Annotated in this window: 8 protein-coding genes; 4 read left to right on the forward strand and 4 right to left on the reverse strand. The window is 70.8% G+C overall.

The window, feature by feature from the left end; all coding sequences use genetic code 11:
* Positions 1-45: 45 nt before the first annotated feature.
* The 4 genes from ACF08W_RS19675 to upp are packed head-to-tail and all read left to right on the forward strand — an operon-like array spanning position 46 to position 4,804.
* Positions 46-2,061 carry an amino acid adenylation domain-containing protein gene (locus ACF08W_RS19675; protein WP_392279983.1) on the forward strand — a complete coding sequence of 672 codons (2,016 nt, stop codon included), beginning with the start codon at positions 46-48 and terminating at the stop codon, positions 2,059-2,061.
* A gap of 6 nt (positions 2,062-2,067) precedes the next feature.
* Positions 2,068-2,928 (forward strand): thioesterase II family protein, encoded by an 861-nt coding sequence (locus tag ACF08W_RS19680; protein WP_385217073.1) that lies wholly within the window; start codon positions 2,068-2,070, stop codon positions 2,926-2,928.
* Entirely contained in the window at positions 2,918-4,108 is a 1,191-nt protein-coding gene (locus ACF08W_RS19685) for a cytochrome P450 (protein WP_392279984.1), read from the forward strand. The genes ACF08W_RS19680 and ACF08W_RS19685 overlap by 11 nt, the downstream gene beginning before the upstream one ends.
* A gap of 15 nt (positions 4,109-4,123) precedes the next feature.
* The gene (upp, locus tag ACF08W_RS19690; RefSeq protein ID WP_385217065.1) at positions 4,124-4,804 is read left to right on the forward strand and encodes a uracil phosphoribosyltransferase; all 681 of its coding nucleotides are present in this window, start codon (positions 4,124-4,126) and stop codon (positions 4,802-4,804) included.
* Here upp and ACF08W_RS19695 read toward each other — a convergent pair.
* The 4 genes from ACF08W_RS19695 to ACF08W_RS19710 form a co-directional block, all read right to left on the reverse strand.
* Positions 4,783-7,983 (reverse strand): BTAD domain-containing putative transcriptional regulator, encoded by a 3,201-nt coding sequence (locus tag ACF08W_RS19695; RefSeq protein WP_392279985.1) that lies wholly within the window; start codon positions 7,981-7,983, stop codon positions 4,783-4,785. The genes upp and ACF08W_RS19695 overlap by 22 nt on opposite strands.
* A gap of 1,121 nt (positions 7,984-9,104) precedes the next feature.
* Positions 9,105-10,256: a hypothetical protein gene (locus tag ACF08W_RS19700; protein ID WP_392279986.1), complete on the reverse strand. Its 1,152-nt coding sequence runs from the start codon at positions 10,254-10,256 to the stop codon at positions 9,105-9,107.
* Positions 10,257-10,540: 284 nt separating this feature from the next.
* Positions 10,541-15,694, reverse strand: coding sequence for an AAA family ATPase (locus ACF08W_RS19705; protein WP_392279987.1), 5,154 nt, complete (start codon positions 15,692-15,694; stop codon positions 10,541-10,543).
* A gap of 1,469 nt (positions 15,695-17,163) precedes the next feature.
* Complete coding sequence (locus tag ACF08W_RS19710; RefSeq protein ID WP_352280335.1) at positions 17,164-18,687, reverse strand: aldehyde dehydrogenase family protein; 1,524 nt, start codon at positions 18,685-18,687, stop codon at positions 17,164-17,166.
* Between the last annotated feature and the right edge of the window lie 81 nt (positions 18,688-18,768).

Below are 18,768 nucleotides of genomic sequence, written 5' to 3' on the forward strand. Positions count from 1 at the left end.
CGCTCCGTACGCCGCACATCCAGCACCCGAAGGGGACCGAGAACCGTGGCCAACCCGAATCCTGACGTCGACGGTGGATGCCTGGTCCTGGTGAACGGCGAGGGCGCGCACGCCCTGTGGGCCGAAGGCCCCGCCGCGCCGCCGGGCTGGCGCATCGTGCACCGGGCGGAGAACCGCCGGGAGGCCCTGCGGTACGTCGGCGCCCACTGGACGGACATCCGCCCCGCCGGGCCGCCGGACGACGGGCGGTCCCCGGGCGGCTGTCTGCACGACCTGTTCTCCGCCCAGGCCGCGCGCACCCCGCTGGCCCCGGCCCTGATCCGGGGCGACGAGCGGCTGACGTACCGCGAACTCGACGAGGAGTCCGACCGGCTGGCCGCTTACCTGCGGCGGCGCTCCATCGGGCCCGGGGCGTTCGTGGGGCTGTGCGTCGAGCGGTCACCGCTGATGATCGTCGCCCTGCTGGGCGTCCTGAAGGCCGGAGCGGCCTACGTGCCCCTGGACTCCGAGTACCCGGCCGGCCGGCTGCGCCACGTCCTGGCCGACACCGGGGCCCGGCTCCTCCTCACCCAGGAGCCCTTCCGGCAGCTCTTCCCCGACTACGGCGGCGAGATCGTCCGCCTCGACAGCGAACTCCCGGACACCGGCGCCGCGCCGGACGACCCCGGCCCGCGTCCCTCGGACGTCGCCTACGTCATCCACACCTCCGGCTCCACGGGCCGGCCCAAGGGCGTGCTGGTGACGCATCGCTCGCTGGCCAACCACAGCACGGCGGTGAATCGTCACTTCGCGTTCGGCCCCGGCGACCGCGTGCTCCAGTGCCGACCGCTGAGCTTCGACGCCGCCGCCGAGGAGATCTTCCCCCCGTTGCTGCACGGCGCGGCCCTGGTCCTCGGCGACGATCCACTGCGTCAGACCTTCCGTGCCTTGACCCAGCAGGTGATCGACACCGGCACGACCTTCCTGAGCGTCCCCACGGCCTTCTGGCACAGCTGGGTGGCCGAGGAGGACTGCCTGGTCCGGCTGGCCTCGGAGTCCGCGCTGCGCACGATGATCGTGGCCGGTGAGCAGGCACGGCGGCAGGCGCTGCTGACCTGGAAGAAGTGGGTCGGTGAGGACATCCGGTGGTTCAACGTCTACGGCCCGACCGAGGGGACCATCACCTCGACGGTCCACGAACCAGGACCCGACTGGGAGACGGACGGATACGCCTCCGTCCCGATCGGCCGCCCCGTCGAGAACGTCCGGACGTACGTCCTCGACGACGCCATGCGCCCGGTGGAGCCGGGAACCCCCGGCGAGCTGTACATCGGCGGGGCGGGTGTGGCCGTCGGCTACCTCAACGCGCCGGGGACGACCGCCGAACGGTTCCTGCCCGACCCCTTCTCCGGCGTGCCCGGCAGCCGGCTTTACCGCACCGGGGACCTGGTGCGGGCGGACGCCGACGGCTGCGCCGAGTTCATCGGCCGCCGGGACCACCAGGTGAAGCTGCGCGGCTACCGCATCGAACTCGGCGAGATCGAGTCCGTGCTCGCCGAGCACCCGGACGTCCGGGCCTGCGTCGCCCTGGTGAAGGGGGAGGACCCGGACCGCGCCCTGGTCTGCTTCGTCACCGCGGCCCCGGGCGCCGCGCCGGAGGCGGCCGGGCTGATCGCCCATCTCCGGCGGCAGCTGATGTGGTACATGGTCCCGACGGCCGTCCACGTCCTGGACGCGCTCCCCGTGACATCCAACGGAAAGACCGACCGCACCGCCCTGCTCGCCCTGGAACCGGACGCCGACGAGGCCGCCCACACGGCACCGCGCACCCCCGTGGAAGAGGCCCTGGCAGCCATCTGGGAGGAGATACTCGGCCAGCGGAACATCAGCGTCGACGCCGACTTCTTCCAGGCGGGCGGCCACTCCCTGCTCGCGGCGAGCCTGGTCTCCCGGATCCGTACCCGGTTCGACGTCGCCATGACGGCCCGCGTGCTGTTCGAGTCGCCCACCATCGTCGGACTCGCCGAGGCCGTCACCCGCATGTCGGGCGGCGACGCCGCGGACCGCCCGGGGCGGGGCTGACCGGCCGTGGCGGAGCGAGCAACCGCCGCCGCACGGCCCGGACGCGGACCGGGCACCCCGTGGATCCGCGCCTTCGGGCCGCCGGGCCCCGCCGCCCCGGTACGGCTCGTGTGCTTCCCGCACGCCGGGGGAGCGGCCGGCTACTTCCGGGACTGGGGTGAAGGAACCGGGGCGCAGGTGTGGGCTGTCCAGTACCCGGGCAGGGAGAACAGGATCCGGGAGCCGTTCTCCTCCGATCTGCACGCCCTGGCGGACCGGGCCGCGGAGGTGCTCGGCGGGCTGCTCGACCGGCCCACCGTCTTCTTCGGGCACAGCATGGGCGCCGTCGTCGGCTACGAGGTCCTGCGCCGCCTGGCGGCCGAGGACCGGGACCACGCCGTGCGCCACCTCGTGGTCTCGGGATGCGGCGCCCCGCACCGGGTGCGCCCCTTCGCGGGCCAGGAAGCGGCCCACCTCCTGTCCGACGACCGGCTCGTGGCCCTGCTCAGGAATCTGGGTGCCGGCAACACGGCCCTGCTCGACGACCCCGGCATGCGCCCGGCCCTGCTGCCCGCGGTCCGCGACGACTACCGGATCGTCCAGTCCTACGTCCCCCGCACCGGCGGCCCGGTCCTGCGGACCGACGTCACCGCGTTCGTGGGCCGCCAGGACGAGGTGGTGGGCGTCGGCGACGCGGGAGCCTGGGCCACCGTGACCCGGGGCCGCTTCGCGCTCCGTACCTTTCCCGGTGGCCACTTCTACCTGGGGGAGCCGGACGAGGTGCTGCGCGCCGTGCGCGAGATCCTCGGCCCGCCCGACCGGGGCGCCCACACGGCGCCGGCCGCCCCCGCCGGCACCACCGACACCGGGAGAACCGATGCACGTTGATCTGTCGGACCCGCTCCTCTACCGGGACTCCGATCCGGAACCGGTCTGGACGCGGCTGCGCGCCGAACACCCCGTGTACCGCAACCGGCGGGCGAACGGGGAGTGCTTCTGGGCGGTGATGACCCACGGCCTGTGCACGGACATGCTGACCGACCCCTGCCTGTTCAGCTCCGAGAACGGGATGCGGCTCGACTCCGACCCGCAGGTCCTCGCCGCGGCGGCCGGCCGGATGCTCAACATCACCGACCCGCCCCGGCACGACAAGATCCGGAAGGTCGTCAGCGCGGCGTTCACCCCGAGGATGGTGAACCGGCTGGAGACCAGCATGAGGGCGACGGCTGCCCGCGCCATCGACGACGCGCTGGCCGCCGGGGAGTGTGAGTTCACCCGGGTCGCGCAGCAGCTCCCGGTCTCCGTCATCTGCGACATGCTCGGCGTCGCACCGGCCGACCGGGACTTCATGGTCGAGCGCACCCGCTTCGCCTGGTCCTCCACCGCGCGGGACGAGGCGGAGGAGGCACGCAAGGTGCGGGTCCACACCGAGATCCTGGTCCACTTCCAGGAGTTGGCCGAGGAACGCAGGCGGGTACCGAGGGACGACCTCATGAGCGCCCTGGTCCACGGCGAGGTCGACGGTGCCCCGCTCACCGTCCAGGAGATCCTCTACAACTGCGACGCCCTCGTCTCCGGGGGCAACGAGACCACACGCCACGCCACGGTCGGCGGACTCCTCGCCCTCATCGACAACCCGGACCAGTGGTACAGGCTGCGGAACGAGCCCGGCCTCATGCCCACGGCGATCCAGGAGATCGTGCGCCACACCTCGCCCGTCATGCACGCGCTGCGCACCGCGACCGAGGACACCGAGCTCGGCGGAGCCCGCATCCGCGCCGGCGACCACGTCGTCGCCTGGCTGCCGTCCGCCAACCGCGACGAGAAGGTGTTCGACGACCCGGAACGCTTCGACATCGGCCGCGACCCCAACCGCCACCTGGGCTTCATCCAGGGCAACCACTACTGCATCGGCTCCTCGCTCGCCAGGCTGGAACTGACGGTGATGTTCGAGGAACTCCTGCGCCGGGTCGAGGTCGCCGAACTCACCGGCCAGGTCCGCCGCCTGCGCTCGAACCTGCTGTGGGGGTTCGACTCGCTTCCCGTGAAGTTCGTCCCGAGAACCTGAGGGAGACATACGTCCATGACCGCGCCGACCACCCCGTCGATCGAGAAGTACCTCGGCACGAGCGTCCGCCTGCTGCCTCAGACCGGACAGCTGCGCGCCCTGCACACCGTGATCCGCGACCGGGACGCCGGCCGGGAGGAGTTCGTCCACCACTCCCGCCGGATCATCCGCCTGCTGATCGAGGCCGGACTCGGCCTGCTGCCCTTCGCACCGCACGAGGTCCGCACCCCGACCGGGGAGGCGTACCAGGGGCTGCGCTTCGTCTCCGGGCTGTGCGGCGTGACCGTCCTGCGCGCCGGGGAGAGCATGGAGGGCGAACTGCGGGCCGTCTGCCCGGGGGTCAGGATCGGGAAGATCCTCATCCAGCGGGACGAGACGACCAAACGGCCCCACCTCTACTACACCTCCCTGCCCTCCGACATCGCCGAGCGGCACGTCCTGCTGCTCGACCCGGTCATGGCGACGGGCGGTACCGCGCTCTCGGCGCTCCAGGTACTGGGGGACCTCGGGGTGCCCGAGGAGAAGGTGGTCTTCGTCAACTTCATCACCGTCCCCGAGGGCATCGCCGCCGTGTGCGAGCGGCATCCACGCATCCGGATCGTGACCTCCGCGATCGAGGAGCGGCTGAACGAGAGCGCGTGGATGCTGCCCGGCATCGGCGACTTCGGGGACCGCTACTTCGGCACGGACAGATAGGGCTGCTGCGGCGGCAGCAGCCCGTTGAACGACAGGGTGGGACTGGCGTAGGCCCGTTCCCCACGGGACCTGATCTCCCGCCCCGCCCGGCGCAGCGTCTCCTGCGCGGTCCTGATGCCCCCGGCGCTGTGCTGGGCCTCCGCCAGCAGCCCGAGGTGCAGGGGCAGCCGGATCAGCACGCGGCGTTCACGCAGCTCCGCCACCGCGGACTCCAGCGCGTCGAGCGCGCCCGGTTCCGCCAGCTGCTGCTGCGCCCAGCTCCGGCACACCCGGAGCAGGACGGACCAGTACGTCAGTCCGTGGGCGGTGGCGACGTCGAGCCCCCGGCCGCTGGACGACGCGGCCGTCTGGGGGTCCCCGGCCAACGCGGCGACTAGCGCGTGGAAGTAGTGGGCGCTCGCCCGGTCCACCGGCGTACCGTCCTGGCCGGTCACCGGGAGCAGGTTCTCGCACACCTGCTGAGCCTCGTCGTCGGCGCCGAGGAGGCTCAGGGCGAGGGCACGGTGGTTCATGGCGATGTGCCGCAGGTCGTGGTGGAGGACACGGGTCAGCCCGACGCGGTCGGCGGAGGGGAGGTCCTCGGCGATGCGCGCCGCCTCGGTCAACGCGGTCAGGGCACCGTTCGCGTCGCTGGACAGCAGCTGGATCCCGCGGGCCAGGAAGGCGCAGAGCCGTGCCTTCGGGGCGCCGGACTGCTCCGCGAGGACCAGGAGCCGTTTGACGGACCGGGCGCCCTCCCGGTTCTGGCCGACGACGAGCTGGGTGATGCAGTGGCTGAACAGCAGCACCGACTGCTCCGCCGCGTCGGCCCGCGCGTCGGACAGTTTCAGCAGACGGCGTGCCTCGGACTGCACCGTGAGGTCGGCGTACCCGCGCGTGACGCTGGTGAGGTGCAGGAGCCTCCTGTCCAGGTCAAGGGTGTTCTGGACCGCCGTCCCGGTGGGCGACGGCAGGGTGGACACCAGGGCGCCGACCCGTCCGTACCACTCCTCGGCCATGGCATAACTCCCTTCGGCCGCCGCCTGGTCGCCACCCCGCATCAGATGGGGCAGCGCCTTCTCGGCGGGCAGCGCCAGCGTCGCCTGCCAGGCGTGACGGGCCCGTTCCCGGATCGCCTCGGGGGCGTCGGTGCGGCGCGCGTCGAGGACGTCGAGGGCGCGGGCGTGCAGGTCGGCGCGCTCCTGGGAGCACATCTCCGCCAGCAGCACCTCGCGTACGAGTCCGTGCCGGAAGACGAGCCGGTGGGGGGAGTCGGGAGCCTGCCGCAGCAGACCGGTCCGCAGCGCCTCTTCCACGGCGCGGTGGACCTCCGTACCGCCCAGCAGTTCCGTCAGTATCCGCCGCTCCGCGGCGCTGCCCAGCACGGCGCAGGCTCGCAGCGCCCGCAGGGTGTGCGTCGCCAGTCCGGCGAAGCGGTGGTGCAGCATGGTACGGACGCCCGCCGGGACCCCGGCGAGGGCGGCGTCCTCGCCGGGCCGGGCGGTCAGCTGCCGGACGTCTCCCGCCTGGGCCAGCAACTGCCCGAGCAGATACGGGTTGCCGCCGCTGCGCTCGTACAGTGTCCGTGCGACGGCCCTGTTCACCTCCGGCCCGGCCCGGCCCGCGATCAGCGCGTCCACCTGCTCCGCGGAGAGGGTGCCGAGATGGACGACCTCGGTGCGGGAGTCTGCGAGGAGCGTCTCCAGTGCCCCACCGCGCTCGGGCCCGGCGCCCAGCCCCGGCTCGCGGACAGTGATGACGAGGCCCAGCGGGCGGCCATGGGTACGGGCGGCGAGCATGCCCAGTACGTCCAGGGTGAGCCGGTCGGCACGGTCCACGTCCTCCAGCACGAGCAGTACGGGGGTGCCGTCGGTACGGTCGAGAACCGCCTCGCAGAACGCGTCGTTGGCCAGGAAGCGCAGCCGGGTACCGGGGTCGGTGGCCCCGGCGGGCCAGTCGTCCCGTTCCGACGGCGTTGTCATGGCCCTGGCATTGCGGGAATGCTGTGCGTCGAGGCGGCGCAGGACCTGGTGCCACACCCAGCCGGGCGGCATTCCCTCCGCGCTCCGGCAGTCGAAGCGGATCACCTGCGGGTTCCCTGGCAGGGGTTCCGGTCCGGCGACGGCCCGGGCCAGCAGCTCGGTCTTGCCGACCCCGGCCTCCCCGACGACGGCGGTGAGACGGCCGCTGCCCCGCAGGGCGGAGCCGAGGTACGACCGCAGGGCCGCGAGGGCGTGCTCGCGCCCCTGGAGCGGCGGGGCCGGGACCGGGGAGCCGCCCGGCCGTACCTCCGCGGCCTCCCGGTGGCGGCTCCCGTGCGGCCCGGGCCCGTCGGGGAAGCTGTGTTTCCCGGTACTTGAAACGGCGCTCGGAACAGTGCTTCGAGCGGCGCTCGGACCGATCTCGTGGCGAAGCACGGCCAGATGGACCCGGCGCAGTTCCTCGCCGGGGGCGACGCCGAGCTCCTCCGCAAGATGAGCGCGGGTCCGGTCGTGGAGGCGCAGGGCCTCGTCCTGCCGGCCGAGGCGGTACAGACCGGTCATCAGGCCGGCGACCATGTGCTCGTCGGTGGGGTGGCGGGCCACCTCGGGGCGCAGCGCCGCGACGGCGTCGGCGGTCTCCCCGAGGGCGAGCAGTGCGTCGGAGCGGGCCGCCACGGCGGCGGTCCGCAGTTGCCGTAGTCGCGCGCTCTCCTCCTCCAACGGCGCGTAGGCGGTCAGGTCCAGAAACGGGTCGGCCCGCCACAACTCCAGGGCGTCCCCCAGTAGGGCACGCGCGGTCGCGAAGTCCCCGTCGGAGAGTCGATGTTGACCGTCCATCACCATACGGTCGAACCTGTGGACATCGATCGCGTCCCGCTCCAGGCCGAGGATGTACCCGGGGGCCCGGTAGTGCAGGGGAGTGGCTGCCCTGTCCGCACCTCGGCCGGGCTCCAATGCGCGGCGGAGGTGGGACAGGTACGTCTGGAGGGTCGCGTGCGGTCGCCGGGGCGGGCGGCCCGCCCACAGCTCGTCGATGAGCTGGTCGGCAGGGACGATCCGGCCGGGCCGGAGCAGCAGCAGCCCGAGGACCGCCCGGTGCCGGGGCGGACCGAGGTGGACCGGCTCGGCACCGTGCCGGGCCCTCATCACTCCGAAGGCTTCGAGCTTCAGCTCCGACGTCGACGGGTGCCGCTGCTGCTCTTCCATGATGTACGTCATACCGAGTGCGTATGCCTTTCGAACGTGACGTGCGTGATGTCGCGGTCGAGCTCGGGCCGATTCTGCCGTGAACGCGGTACCGGCGGAATGGTGCACGAATCGCGCCGACGTGGGGCTCCTACCCGCCGAATGGGCGGGGCGCTCCCCTGCCCAGTGTGATCAATGTGGAGCGAATTCCTCTGCCTCGCACCTAAGTTGTCCGGATCTCTCGCTCCCCGGACAGCTTTCGGTCACCGGGGCGCCCTGGTGATGGGTGGTGCGGAACGGGCGGGCCGGTTTCGTCGGGCGGTGGCCGAAATCGGATGACCGTGTGGCAAAGGCAGCACATGCGAACCCCGATGTATCCGTGACGAACACACGCATGAGAAGGGCCTCCCGGCTGAAAGCCATCCGATAGGACAAGGCTTCCGTGCAAGCGTTCCGGAACGCACGGTAGAACCTCGCGAACGACCGGTCAAGAAGTCCGTTCGGGGACAGATGGCCCGCACAAGAACCCGGCGCATGTTCGACGAGCATCAGGTCCTGACCGGTGTGACCGCGTCCGGTCGGGTGGATGTGCTACTGCCCCGCCCGTCGGGCCGTCCTGTGGAACGGAGGTAAGGACCGTAGGTGGATGACGGGTGACGAATCCCGTACCAATGCCGAAGCGGAACCGTGGGAAGTCATGGATCGGCCTTTCCGGTGGCATTGCCGAGTGCTGCTCGGGAAAGACATGGGAATCCTCCTCCGGCACCCTCCGATTGGCCGCATCATCCGTTCCGGATAGAACTCACAGTAAAGCGGTGGGCATTTGTGCGGGCACAGGTTCCACGGGGGAGTCGGCGGGCGTCGAGTTCAATCCCCGTGGCGGGTGAAGTCCTGCTGACGTGTAGGTTTACCGTGCCCTACGGGCGTGTGCCGCACCTGCCGCACTGATTCCGGGGCCAGTCGGCCGGGCAAGGAAAGCCATGGCGGCGGAACGAATCGGAGCGGCGCCGAGTGGCCGTTCACGTTGCCCGGACGAGGCGCGCCGAACTCCGGCCCGGCCCCGCCGCCTCGGCCGCCCCTCCCGAGTTCTCCACCTTTTGTGCGCACGTGGGCGGTACGGCCGGAAGCAAGTCGGGTATCCAGGAGGCGCGACCTCAAGAGCACAGCACGTGCACCAGGGCTTCCAAGGCGGTGTTGTCTAGCGCGGTGCGGTGGGCGAGTTTGTTGCGGGACGCTCGCAGCGTACGCAACCGGTCGGCCTCCGGCTGGCTGAGCCGTACGTGACCCTGCAAGTGGGCGCGCCACATCGCGCCGAGTTCCATCTCTGCCTGTGGGCCGTAGAGGGCGACGAGTTCGGTTCGGCGGATTCGCGACCGGACCTTGATCACTTCGGTGAACTGCTCACGGGCCTCGTCGAGCAGAGGCAGCAGTGCGTGGTTCTGGGCCAGCCAGATGCGGGTGCGCACGCTGTGCTCGTGTTCGGTTCCGCTGTCGGGGCGGCGGCGCAGCCGCCCGTCCCACCTGTCGAGCGTGCCCTGGTCCCATTCAGGGCGCAGGGAGGCGTTCGGATGGAGCGGGGCCGCTGTGGGCTCCGTGGTCCGCGGGCCGGGCACGGGGATTCGGCCGGGTTCCGGTCCGGTCGTGAGCCGCAGCAGGTGGGCGGGGAGGCCGTCCGGGAGCCCGTCCCACTCGACCGCCAGCCGCGCCGCCAGATCGAGGAAAGGACCGCACACCTCGACCACGGTGGCCTGTGCCACCGCTTCGAAGAGTTGGTGGCGGGCGGCCGGGCCAGACGGGCGGGGCCGGGTCATGGCAACCACGGTGGCGGTGTCCAGCCGGCCGAGGGCACCCCACCACCAGTGCACACCGACGTCCTCACGTGCGATTTGCTCGGGCAGCTCCACAGGCAGCCCCGTTGAGGTGGCCAGCACCAGCAGCCGCGGGCGCCGACCCGGAGGCAGGCCCGCAGCCTTGACCGTGGCGGAGAGCCGCCGAAGCAGGTCGGTGGCAGCTGTTGGGGTCGGTTCCTGCCAGCCGCGCACCACGATCACCCGGGCCGCGCCGGGGTCTGTTGGGGAGACGGTGAGGCGATCGAGGAGTCCCTCGGTCCCGCCGTGCCACCCGTCCACGCCGGAGGCGAAGTCACCCAGTTCCTTGACGATCCGATCGGCGAGGGAGTGCAAGCCGCGCTCCTTCCGCCGCACTTCCGGTGCCGGGGCCGCGCGGGTCTGCGGAATGGCGGCGTTCCTCGTCCGCGCGCCGGAGAAAGCGGACAGCCCGTCGTCGTAGTCCAGGATCGGGTCCATGCCCCCCCATGGGTCCGAGCCAGCGGCAGGCGGCGGGGCCGGGGCAGCACCCCCGGAGGGTGTGCTGTCTGCGGGTGCGGGTACAAGGACGAAGTCCGCCAGTTCGTGGAGCAGTTCGTCAAGCAGGGCTTCGGCGGTGGACGGTGAACCGGTCAAATAGGCCTGCGGGAAAAGACAGAGACAGCTCCGTCCCGCCCGCAGGTCGCCCAGTAGCCGTCGCACCCACAACCGCGCTCCGGGCAGCGTGGTTACCTGGGTCCCGGCGATCGCGTGAGACATGGGCGTCACGACGGTTCCGACAGGACCTGGAGCGCCCGGAAGGTAATCCGGTCCAGCGAGCAGCCCTCCGGTCCGTCGTCCAGCACACCTTGGTCGAGCAGCCGGCCCACGAACGATCCGACCTTCTCGATCGGCATGCCGGTGACGGACGCGATGTCAGCGTAGGTGCATCCCTCGCCCGGCTCAACGTACTGGCTCCACTCGGTCAGCACCTCAGTCAGGCTGGTTTCGAGTCCGACCCGCTCCAGGTGCACACGAGCGAAGTCACGCTGCCCGATGAAGTCCCGGGCGTCTTCCAGCGCGGCTTCGAGGGTGGAACCCTCCCTCACGATGCGGTGCACGGTCCGCTCCAGCAGGTGGGGCCACCCACCGGTGAGCTCGATGACTCGCCGTCGCTTGTCCGGGGTGTCGAATGGACACTCCGGCCACGCGCGGAGACTGTCCGCGGTCCACCGCTCGGGGCGCACCACGTAAGTGATGAGTTCGTCCTTCTGGCCAGGCTCAGCCGGGTCCACCAGCAGGACGGCCGTCCGGTGGGGCACTCCGCCATCCGGCGCGGAGGTGTGGGCATGCAGGGTCTTGGCCCAGTCGGCGACCTCGGCGCTCCCGCGGCCCCGAACGTCGGCCAGGATCAGGAACGACCGTCCGTCGGCGTTCTTCACCAGAGCCGCAGGCGGGGTACCGGGGGCCACCTCCTGGAAGTCCAGCCCGCGCGCGGTGGAGTACGACTTCACCGCGCGCTTCACGAGAGCCGGTCCGTGGGCCTGGGTCAGGCAGACCGAGGCCACTCCGGGAGCCGTCACAAGGTGCAGCTGGTGTTCCGTGAGCGGGCTGTAGCGCGCGATGCCCCCGCCGTCCAGCCCGACGAAGCGCCTGGAGAACCGCGGGTTGTAGTCGTAAGGAAGGTCGAATTCAGTCTGCCGCAACTCGAGTTCGAGGTCCTCGCGGGTTCCCAGCATGCTGACGACGTTCGGACTGCGGACGGCGTACAGGCGGGCGTCGGCCAGCCGGATGAGCAGGCCCAGGCCGACCATCTCGTCCAGGTAGATCCGTACGTCGCTGGCGGTGAGCGAGCTGAACCCCTCCCGCCAGCGCTCCTTGGCAGCCCTCAAGAGCTCGTCGGCGTCGTATCCGTACCGGTAGCGGTCCTCCTGGCTACGCAGAGCGATCACCAGGGCGAGGACCCGATAGCGGTCCTCAAGGTTGATCGTGATCCGCAGCCGCTCCGCGATGTGCCGGTGGACCTGGGCGGATCCGGTCACGGACCGGACGTCTTCGTCCGTGACCGTGATCGGCCACTTCGCCGAGGCCAATGACTTCCCGCGCAGAGTCGCGACGAGTCGCTCGCAGAGAATCTGGACCAGACAGGCCTGGTAGTTCGTCGCGGCGAGCACCCGCCAGACCAGTTCGGGCCGCTCGAAGCGGTACCCGAAGGCTGCCATCGGCTCGACGACCAGGCGCTGTGCTTCGGCCGGCTTCAGCGTGCTGATCAGTACGTCCGGACCGCCGTGGGTCAGGGGCACATTGGACAGGTGGCTGAAGCGTTGAACCTGGTGCAGACCTGCAAAGACGATCTTGAAGCGGCGGTCGGTGCGGTCCATCAGCCCCTTGAGCCGGAGCACGTTGGAGAAGGTGGCCTCGCCGCCCCGCCCGCGCACGGCCTTGGAGTCGGCGGTCAGGAAGGCGTCGGCCTCGTCGGCGAGTACCAGCACACGCCTGTCGTGGCTCTCCTCCAGCCACCTTTCCACCCTGGCGAGCATCGCATCCGGAGTCTGGCCGGAATCCGCCGACTCTGCCAGGACGCCGACGCGCTTGAGCTCGTCCTCCAGTACTGCCCAGATGCGCTCGGCGGGCTCGGCCTCGCCCACGCCGCGCGCCTTGAGGTCGACGTAGATGGCCTTGTGGCCCGGGGCGCTGGGGAAGGACGCCTGCACCTTGCGTAGCAGTGCGGACTTACCCAACTGGCGTCCTCCGTAGAGGAACAGAGCGCCGAGCGGGTCCGTGACGGCCGCGATTTCCTCCTGGCGCCCGTAGAAGACCTCCGGTGGCACGAGCCCGGCCACAAAGGGCGTGTACGGATTGTAAGCCGTCCAGGGCAGGGTCACCCGCTGGGTGGCCCGGAAGGACCGCGGGGAGCGCGCCGCGATCCATCCAAACACGGCTGGGTCCACCACCAGCGCCTGCTGGGAGGCGGCAGTGCGTGCACGGGCCGCCATCTCCCGGCGTCCGTTCAGCCCGAGCGGGTACAGGTAGAGGATCACGCAGGCACCGGAGTCACTGCTGTCCAGCAGCTCCAGCGGGCTGCGTCCGCGCTGTTCGTCGGAGACCACCAGGATCGTGTACGAGGACGCCGCCGAACCCAGGGCCGCCACGTAGCCGGGAGCCGTTTCGCTCGCCCGTGCCCGGGCGGTGAGCCGCAGGACACCGCGTACCTCGTGCCGCTGGTCCCGGACGGGCGTCTGCGGGCATTCCAGCCCCAGCAGGCGCAGGACCGACGGAATGTGCCGCTGCCATTCCGATCCCCGGGTCGTGGGGCGGCACAGGGCGTCCCACGATTCCAATCCGCTTTTCGCGCCCTCGGTGAGGGGCTCCCCGTCCAGGTAGAAGTCGGCCCAGGGGCGGGCGGAGTAGCCCTGGGAACCTGCCTTGCGCACCCCGGACAGCTCGATGCCGACGGTGAAGCGCTCCAGCTCCGCCCCCGAGTCCGTACCGCTCCAGATGGGGAGGGGCTTGCCCTCGCGCAGCAGTGCCAGACACTCTTCGGCAGTGACCGTGTCTCCTGCGTTGAGCAGCGAGGTGAGGCGCTGCAGTTCCCCGTCCGGGGGGTTCAGCGCGGCCAGGCTCTCGTGGAGGCTCTCCACGTACTCGCGGACCTTTGCCCGCATCTCCGCTTCGAGGGCGGTGATGCTGGCGCATGCACGGCCGAACGCACCCTCCGGGGCGGGCCTGCGCAGTTCTTCGAGGCGGCCCACGAGCTCCCGCTCCGTCTGCATGTCGAGCTGCTGAGTGCGCAGTTCGGCAAGGAGTGCGCTTGCGGCGGCGTGGGCCTTGCGGTGGACGGCGTTCCAACGCGTCCACTCGGAGTCGCGCGACTGCCGCCAGTCGCGGGGCACGGCCCCGAGGCCCTCCGGGAGGGCGGGGACGAGATCCTGTTCCAGCGCCGAGACCAGAGCATCGGCGAGGTGCAGGTCGCCCCGCTCGAAGTACCGCCGGAGCACCGCACGGGGGTCGACCGGCTCCAGCAGCGTGAGCACTGCCTCCCCGAACCCCTCCTCGTCGGGCCGGGGCGCACCCTCGGCCGACCGGGGGAGTTCCGGAGCTGCGAGCAGGGACTCCGTCCGGGGCTGGTCCGTTGTGCGCACGGGGTCGGGGTCGTGTGCCGGCACAGCGGTGCCGGGCGAGCGGTCACCGTCGATCAGCCAGGTACGGAGACGCAACAGGGCGGCTCCTTCGATGCCCGGCGGAGGCGCCTCGTGACGTACCTGGTCCAGGGCGTGGCGGAGGCCAGTGGCGCTGTCCGCCCGCTCGTCGATGGCGGGAGCGGCCAGTGCCCGGGCCCGGGACAACAGGTCGGAGACCTGCTCGATGCTGCGCAACAGGGCCCGCTTGGCGGCGGCCTCGATCGGCTCCTTCGCCTGCTTCGGCGTCCGGATTTCGGCGTCGGCCTCCTCGATCATGCGCTCCGCAGATCCGCGCTTGCGGAAGAGCTCCCAGACACGGTCGAGGTCAGCCGCCCCGGAGTTGCCGGCCGCCCATGCGCTGACTCCGTCCAGGGCTTTCCCCAGGGGCTGGTCCGAGCCGATCAGACGGGTCCTGACCTGGGTCGCGCGGGTGTACCCGATGCGCTGACGCCGCAGGGCGTCACGCAGTTCGGCGGCCTCGGAGGAGAGCTGCTCCGGTGTAAGCCCCGTCATGTTGTCGGTGGTCAGGCGGGTAGCGCTGAGATCGAGCCGGTGGTAGCGGCGCAGCGCGTCGACGGCACGCTCGAGGAGTTTGCCCCAGTTCCCGGGAACGGTGGAGGAGAGGTCCGCCTGGATGAGGAGATCGTTGGGCCATCCTGCCAGCAGGCCGGCCCGCAGCGAGGCCACGGCGGCCAGCACCAGGGCGGGCCGGTCGGCCTGAAGCAGCTGGATCTCCGGGTCGAAGCCAGTCATTACGGCCACGGCCTCTCCCTCGTCGTCGCACGCGAAGGCGGCCTCGGCGAAGGCGAGGCAGTCCGCGCGGTGAGGGGGCTCGGCCGAGCCGACCGTCGCCCAGTAGGCCTCCTGGAAACGGCCCTGGCCGACCAGCCGGGTCACCGCGGCCTCGCCGTCACCAGGCGCCGGCGGCGGCTTCCAGGGCAGGAAGTTCGGATTGGCCGTGTCTTTCGCAACGACGGAGGCCTCCACGCGGGTCGATCCCGGCTGGGGGGCGGTTTCGGCCGCCAGAACCGGATGCGGAACGACCTCCGCTGCGGGCGTCGGGGCGCTTGCCACCTCCTGGGCAGGGGCGGATTCCGCCGCCGGTGCCGAGGGGGGTGCGGATGCCGTGGCGGGCTCGGCCTCCGGGGAGCGGCTCGTGGCCGACTCGGTGTGCGGAACCGCTTCGGGTTCGGGCTGCGCCGTCGAGTGCGCGTCCGGGCCTGAAGGAACGGCCGACGCCGCGGCCTCGGCGGCCGGCTCCGGGACCACGTCGGGTGCATGGTTCTCATCCGCTGTGGGAACGGGCTCCGGTTCCCCCGCCGGCTCGGCTCCCACGCCCGGGTCGATGGCCCGGGCCTGTTCGGGGACGGCGCAGGACAGGGGCTCGTCCGGCGGCACGGCGGCACGGGACGCCGCCGTCACGAGTTCGCCGATGCGCGCCTCCAGCACGGTCAGCGACTCCTGTAGCGGTATGCGGTGCGGAGCGTCGGGCGCGGTCCTCTCCAACAGGGCACGGAGTCCGTCGCGGTCCTCAACCAGCTTGCGTAGCTCCTCGGCGCGCTCCGCTGCGGATTCCCGCAGCTCCTGCACGATCTCGTCGATTTCGGCGAATCCCGCGCTTCCGGACCACTCTCGGCCGTTGCCGGCGAGCTGGTTCGCGATTCGGGACCGGGCCTGCCGCCATTCCTCCAACTGCACGGTGAGTAGCTCCGGAACGGCCCGTCCCGCCCGGACCTGGTCGAGTGTCTCCTCCAACACTCGGCCCAGTTCCTCCGACCGCTCACTCAGCACCTGCCGTGACACGAGCAGCTGCTCATCGGTGATACCTACGGGCAACGGGTTGTCCTTTTCTTCTGGTATGGCATCAGCATCGACGGCTTCTTCGCTGACGTCGCATCCGTCCTCGGCTTCGCCTGGCGGACGGCACTGCCCGTCGTCGCACTCGCACCTAAACGGACTCCCGGCGGTCGAGGCGGCTGCCCAGAGGTCGCCCCAATGGTCTTCGGCCAACCTGCTGTCAGCGCCGGGACTCATGGAGAGACCGTAGAGCGTGATCTGTGCGAGGACAGGATCGAGCTCTCTCAACATCTGCCGCAGGTGCTCGGCGGAGGACGCCTGCAACTGCTCCGGTGGGTGGACGTTGCACCGCTCCAAGCGGTGCAACGTCCAGTCGGACGCATAGTGTGCGATTGCCCCAAGGCTGCCCGTACTCGCACGGCTCAGCCACGCACGAGCCGCAAGGATCTCGCGGCGCCTCACTCGCTGCAGCCCGTTCGTGGCGTTGGCGATCCCCGGTATGCGCGCCAATATGCCTGGAATCATGAGAAGTTCTCGGAGGGAACGGTCGTCCAATCCGGTCACCCAGGCGCGGAGCCCGTCCCCCTCTACGTGCATGGCATGGATCTTGCCAGACGAGCGCGCCATTGTAGGCGCTTTCTGGCGAATCAGGCGGCTTCGTTGAGAGGCGCGAACTGTCCTGTCGAAATTCAGAGCGTTGGACGAGGCTATGGGGCCGATGTTGTTGCGCCCCTGAGTTCGCCAAGGTCGCCACCGACCTCCTGCCGCAGACGCTCTGTTCTTGCCTGGGGGGCTGGTGTACGCCTCGGAGGTCTTCATCGACGACCTTGTACGACGACGTGCGCACCGTCGCCGACGAGGAAGTCAACGCCGCGGAGCGCCAGGGCGAACGGTGGCCCCTTGACGTAATCTCGCTCCGTTCCGCGTTGAAGTGCGACGGCCCCTTCCTGGCGACGTCATCGCTCTGCCCCGGTTCACGGACGGCAGCTTCCAGCAGCTCGGTTGCCTCGCGGAAGAGCCCTCCTGGAGCAAGCACGCACATACGCCGCACTCGACCTCCACGATCTCATGGACGGCGCGAGTTGGCCGACGTTCTCGTCCGGTGCGCCGACGAGGTCCACGAGGATAGGGGCTTGGAGCGACTCTACGACGACTGAAAGGCTGGTTTGGGCGACGGGATTGACGAAGATGCGCCGACCACCAAGGCGCCATACCCGTGGCCTTGAGCGGATGGTTCACCCCGTTCAACGAGGACAGGCGCGTCCACCGCTACGCCGCCGACGAGGAACCGGGCCACGAGGAGCGCCCCCGGCGGGCTGGGACGGGACAGTGCCATCGGCCCAACCGACCGGCTCCACACTCTCCGCGCTCGGCCTTGCCAACGAGGCGGGCGATGTGATGCGGCTCCGAGCCGCCAAGGGCGAAGGCGCTCAGAAGAAGCCGAGCTTCTTCGGCGAGTAGCTCACCAGCAGATTCTTCGTCTGCTGGTAGTGCTCCAGCATCATCCGGTGGTTCTCCCGGCCGATCCCGGACTGCTTGTAGCCGCCGAAGGCCGCGTGCGCCGGGTACGCGTGGTAGCAGTTGGTCCAGACCCGGCCCGCCTGGATGGCGCGGCCCGCCCGGTACGCGGTGTTGGTGTCCCGGGTCCAGACGCCGGCGCCCAGACCGTACAGCGTGTCGTTGGCGGTCCTGATCGCGTCGTCGAAGTCGGAGAAGGACGTGACCGCGACGACCGGGCCGAAGATCTCCTCCTGGAAGACCCGCATCCGGTTGTCCCCCTCGAAGACCGTGGGCCGGACGTAGTAGCCGCCCGCCAGCTCCCCGTCGTACTCGATCCGCTCCCCGCCCGTGAGGATCTTGGCGCCCTCCCGCACACCGATGTCCAGGTACGAGAGGATCTTCTGGAGCTGGTCGTTGGAGGCCTGGGCGCCGACCATCGTGTCGGTGTCCAGCGGGTGCCCCAGCGCGATCTTCTCGGTGCGGGCGATGCCCGCCTCCAGGAACTCGCCGTACAGCCCGCGCTGGATCAGCGCGCGCGAGGGGCAGGTGCAGACCTCACCCTGGTTGAGGGCGAACATGGTGAAGCCTTCGAGGGCCTTGTCCCGGAAGTCGTCGTCGGCGTTCCACACGTCGTCGAAGAAGATGTTGGGCGACTTGCCGCCGAGCTCCAGCGTCACCGGCTTGATGTTCTCGGAGGCGTACTGCATGATCAGCCGGCCCGTCGTGGTCTCACCGGTGAAGGCGATCTTCGCGACGCGCGGGCTGGAGGCGAGGGGCTTGCCCGCCTCCGCGCCGAAGCCGTTCACGATGTTCACGACGCCGGGCGGCAGCAGGTCGGCCACCAGCTTCAGCCATACGTGGATGGAGGCCGGGGTCTGCTCGGCCGGCTTCAGGACCACGGCGTTGCCCGCCGCGAGCGCCGGGGCCAGCTTCCACGTCGCCATCAGGATCGGGAAGTTCCACGGGATGATCTGGGCGACCACGCCGAGCGGCTCATGGAAGTGGTACGCGACCGTGTCGGCGTCGATCTCGCTGAGGGTGCCTTCCTGGGCGCGCAGCGCACCGGCGAAGTACCGGAAGTGGTCGATGGCCAGCGGGATGTCGGCGGCCAGCGTCTCACGCACCGGCTTTCCGTTGTCCCAGGTCTCGGCGACCGCCAGCTCCTCCAGATGCGCCTCCATCCGGTCGGCGATCCGGTTGAGGACCAGCGCGCGGTCGGCCGCCGAGGTGGCGCCCCAGGCGGGTGCCGCGGCGTGGGCCGCGTCGAGGGCCAGCTCGACGTCCTCGGCCGTACCGCGGGCGATCTCGGTGAAGGGACGGCCGTTGACCGGGCTCGGGTTCTCGAAGTACTGGCCCCGGACGGGCGCCACGTACGCGCCGCCGATCCAGTGGTCGTAGCGGGACTCGTACGAGACGATGGCGCCCTCGGCACCCGGCGCGACGTAACGGGTCATCTCTGTGGCCTCCCGGATCCGGTGCCGCCCGCCGTTGGGCGGCCCTCGGCGCGAGCCTAGGAGGCCGTACGTTGCAACCCC

The organism is Streptomyces sp. NPDC015144, from assembly GCF_043079735.1.
Classification (GTDB): domain Bacteria; phylum Actinomycetota; class Actinomycetes; order Streptomycetales; family Streptomycetaceae; genus Streptomyces.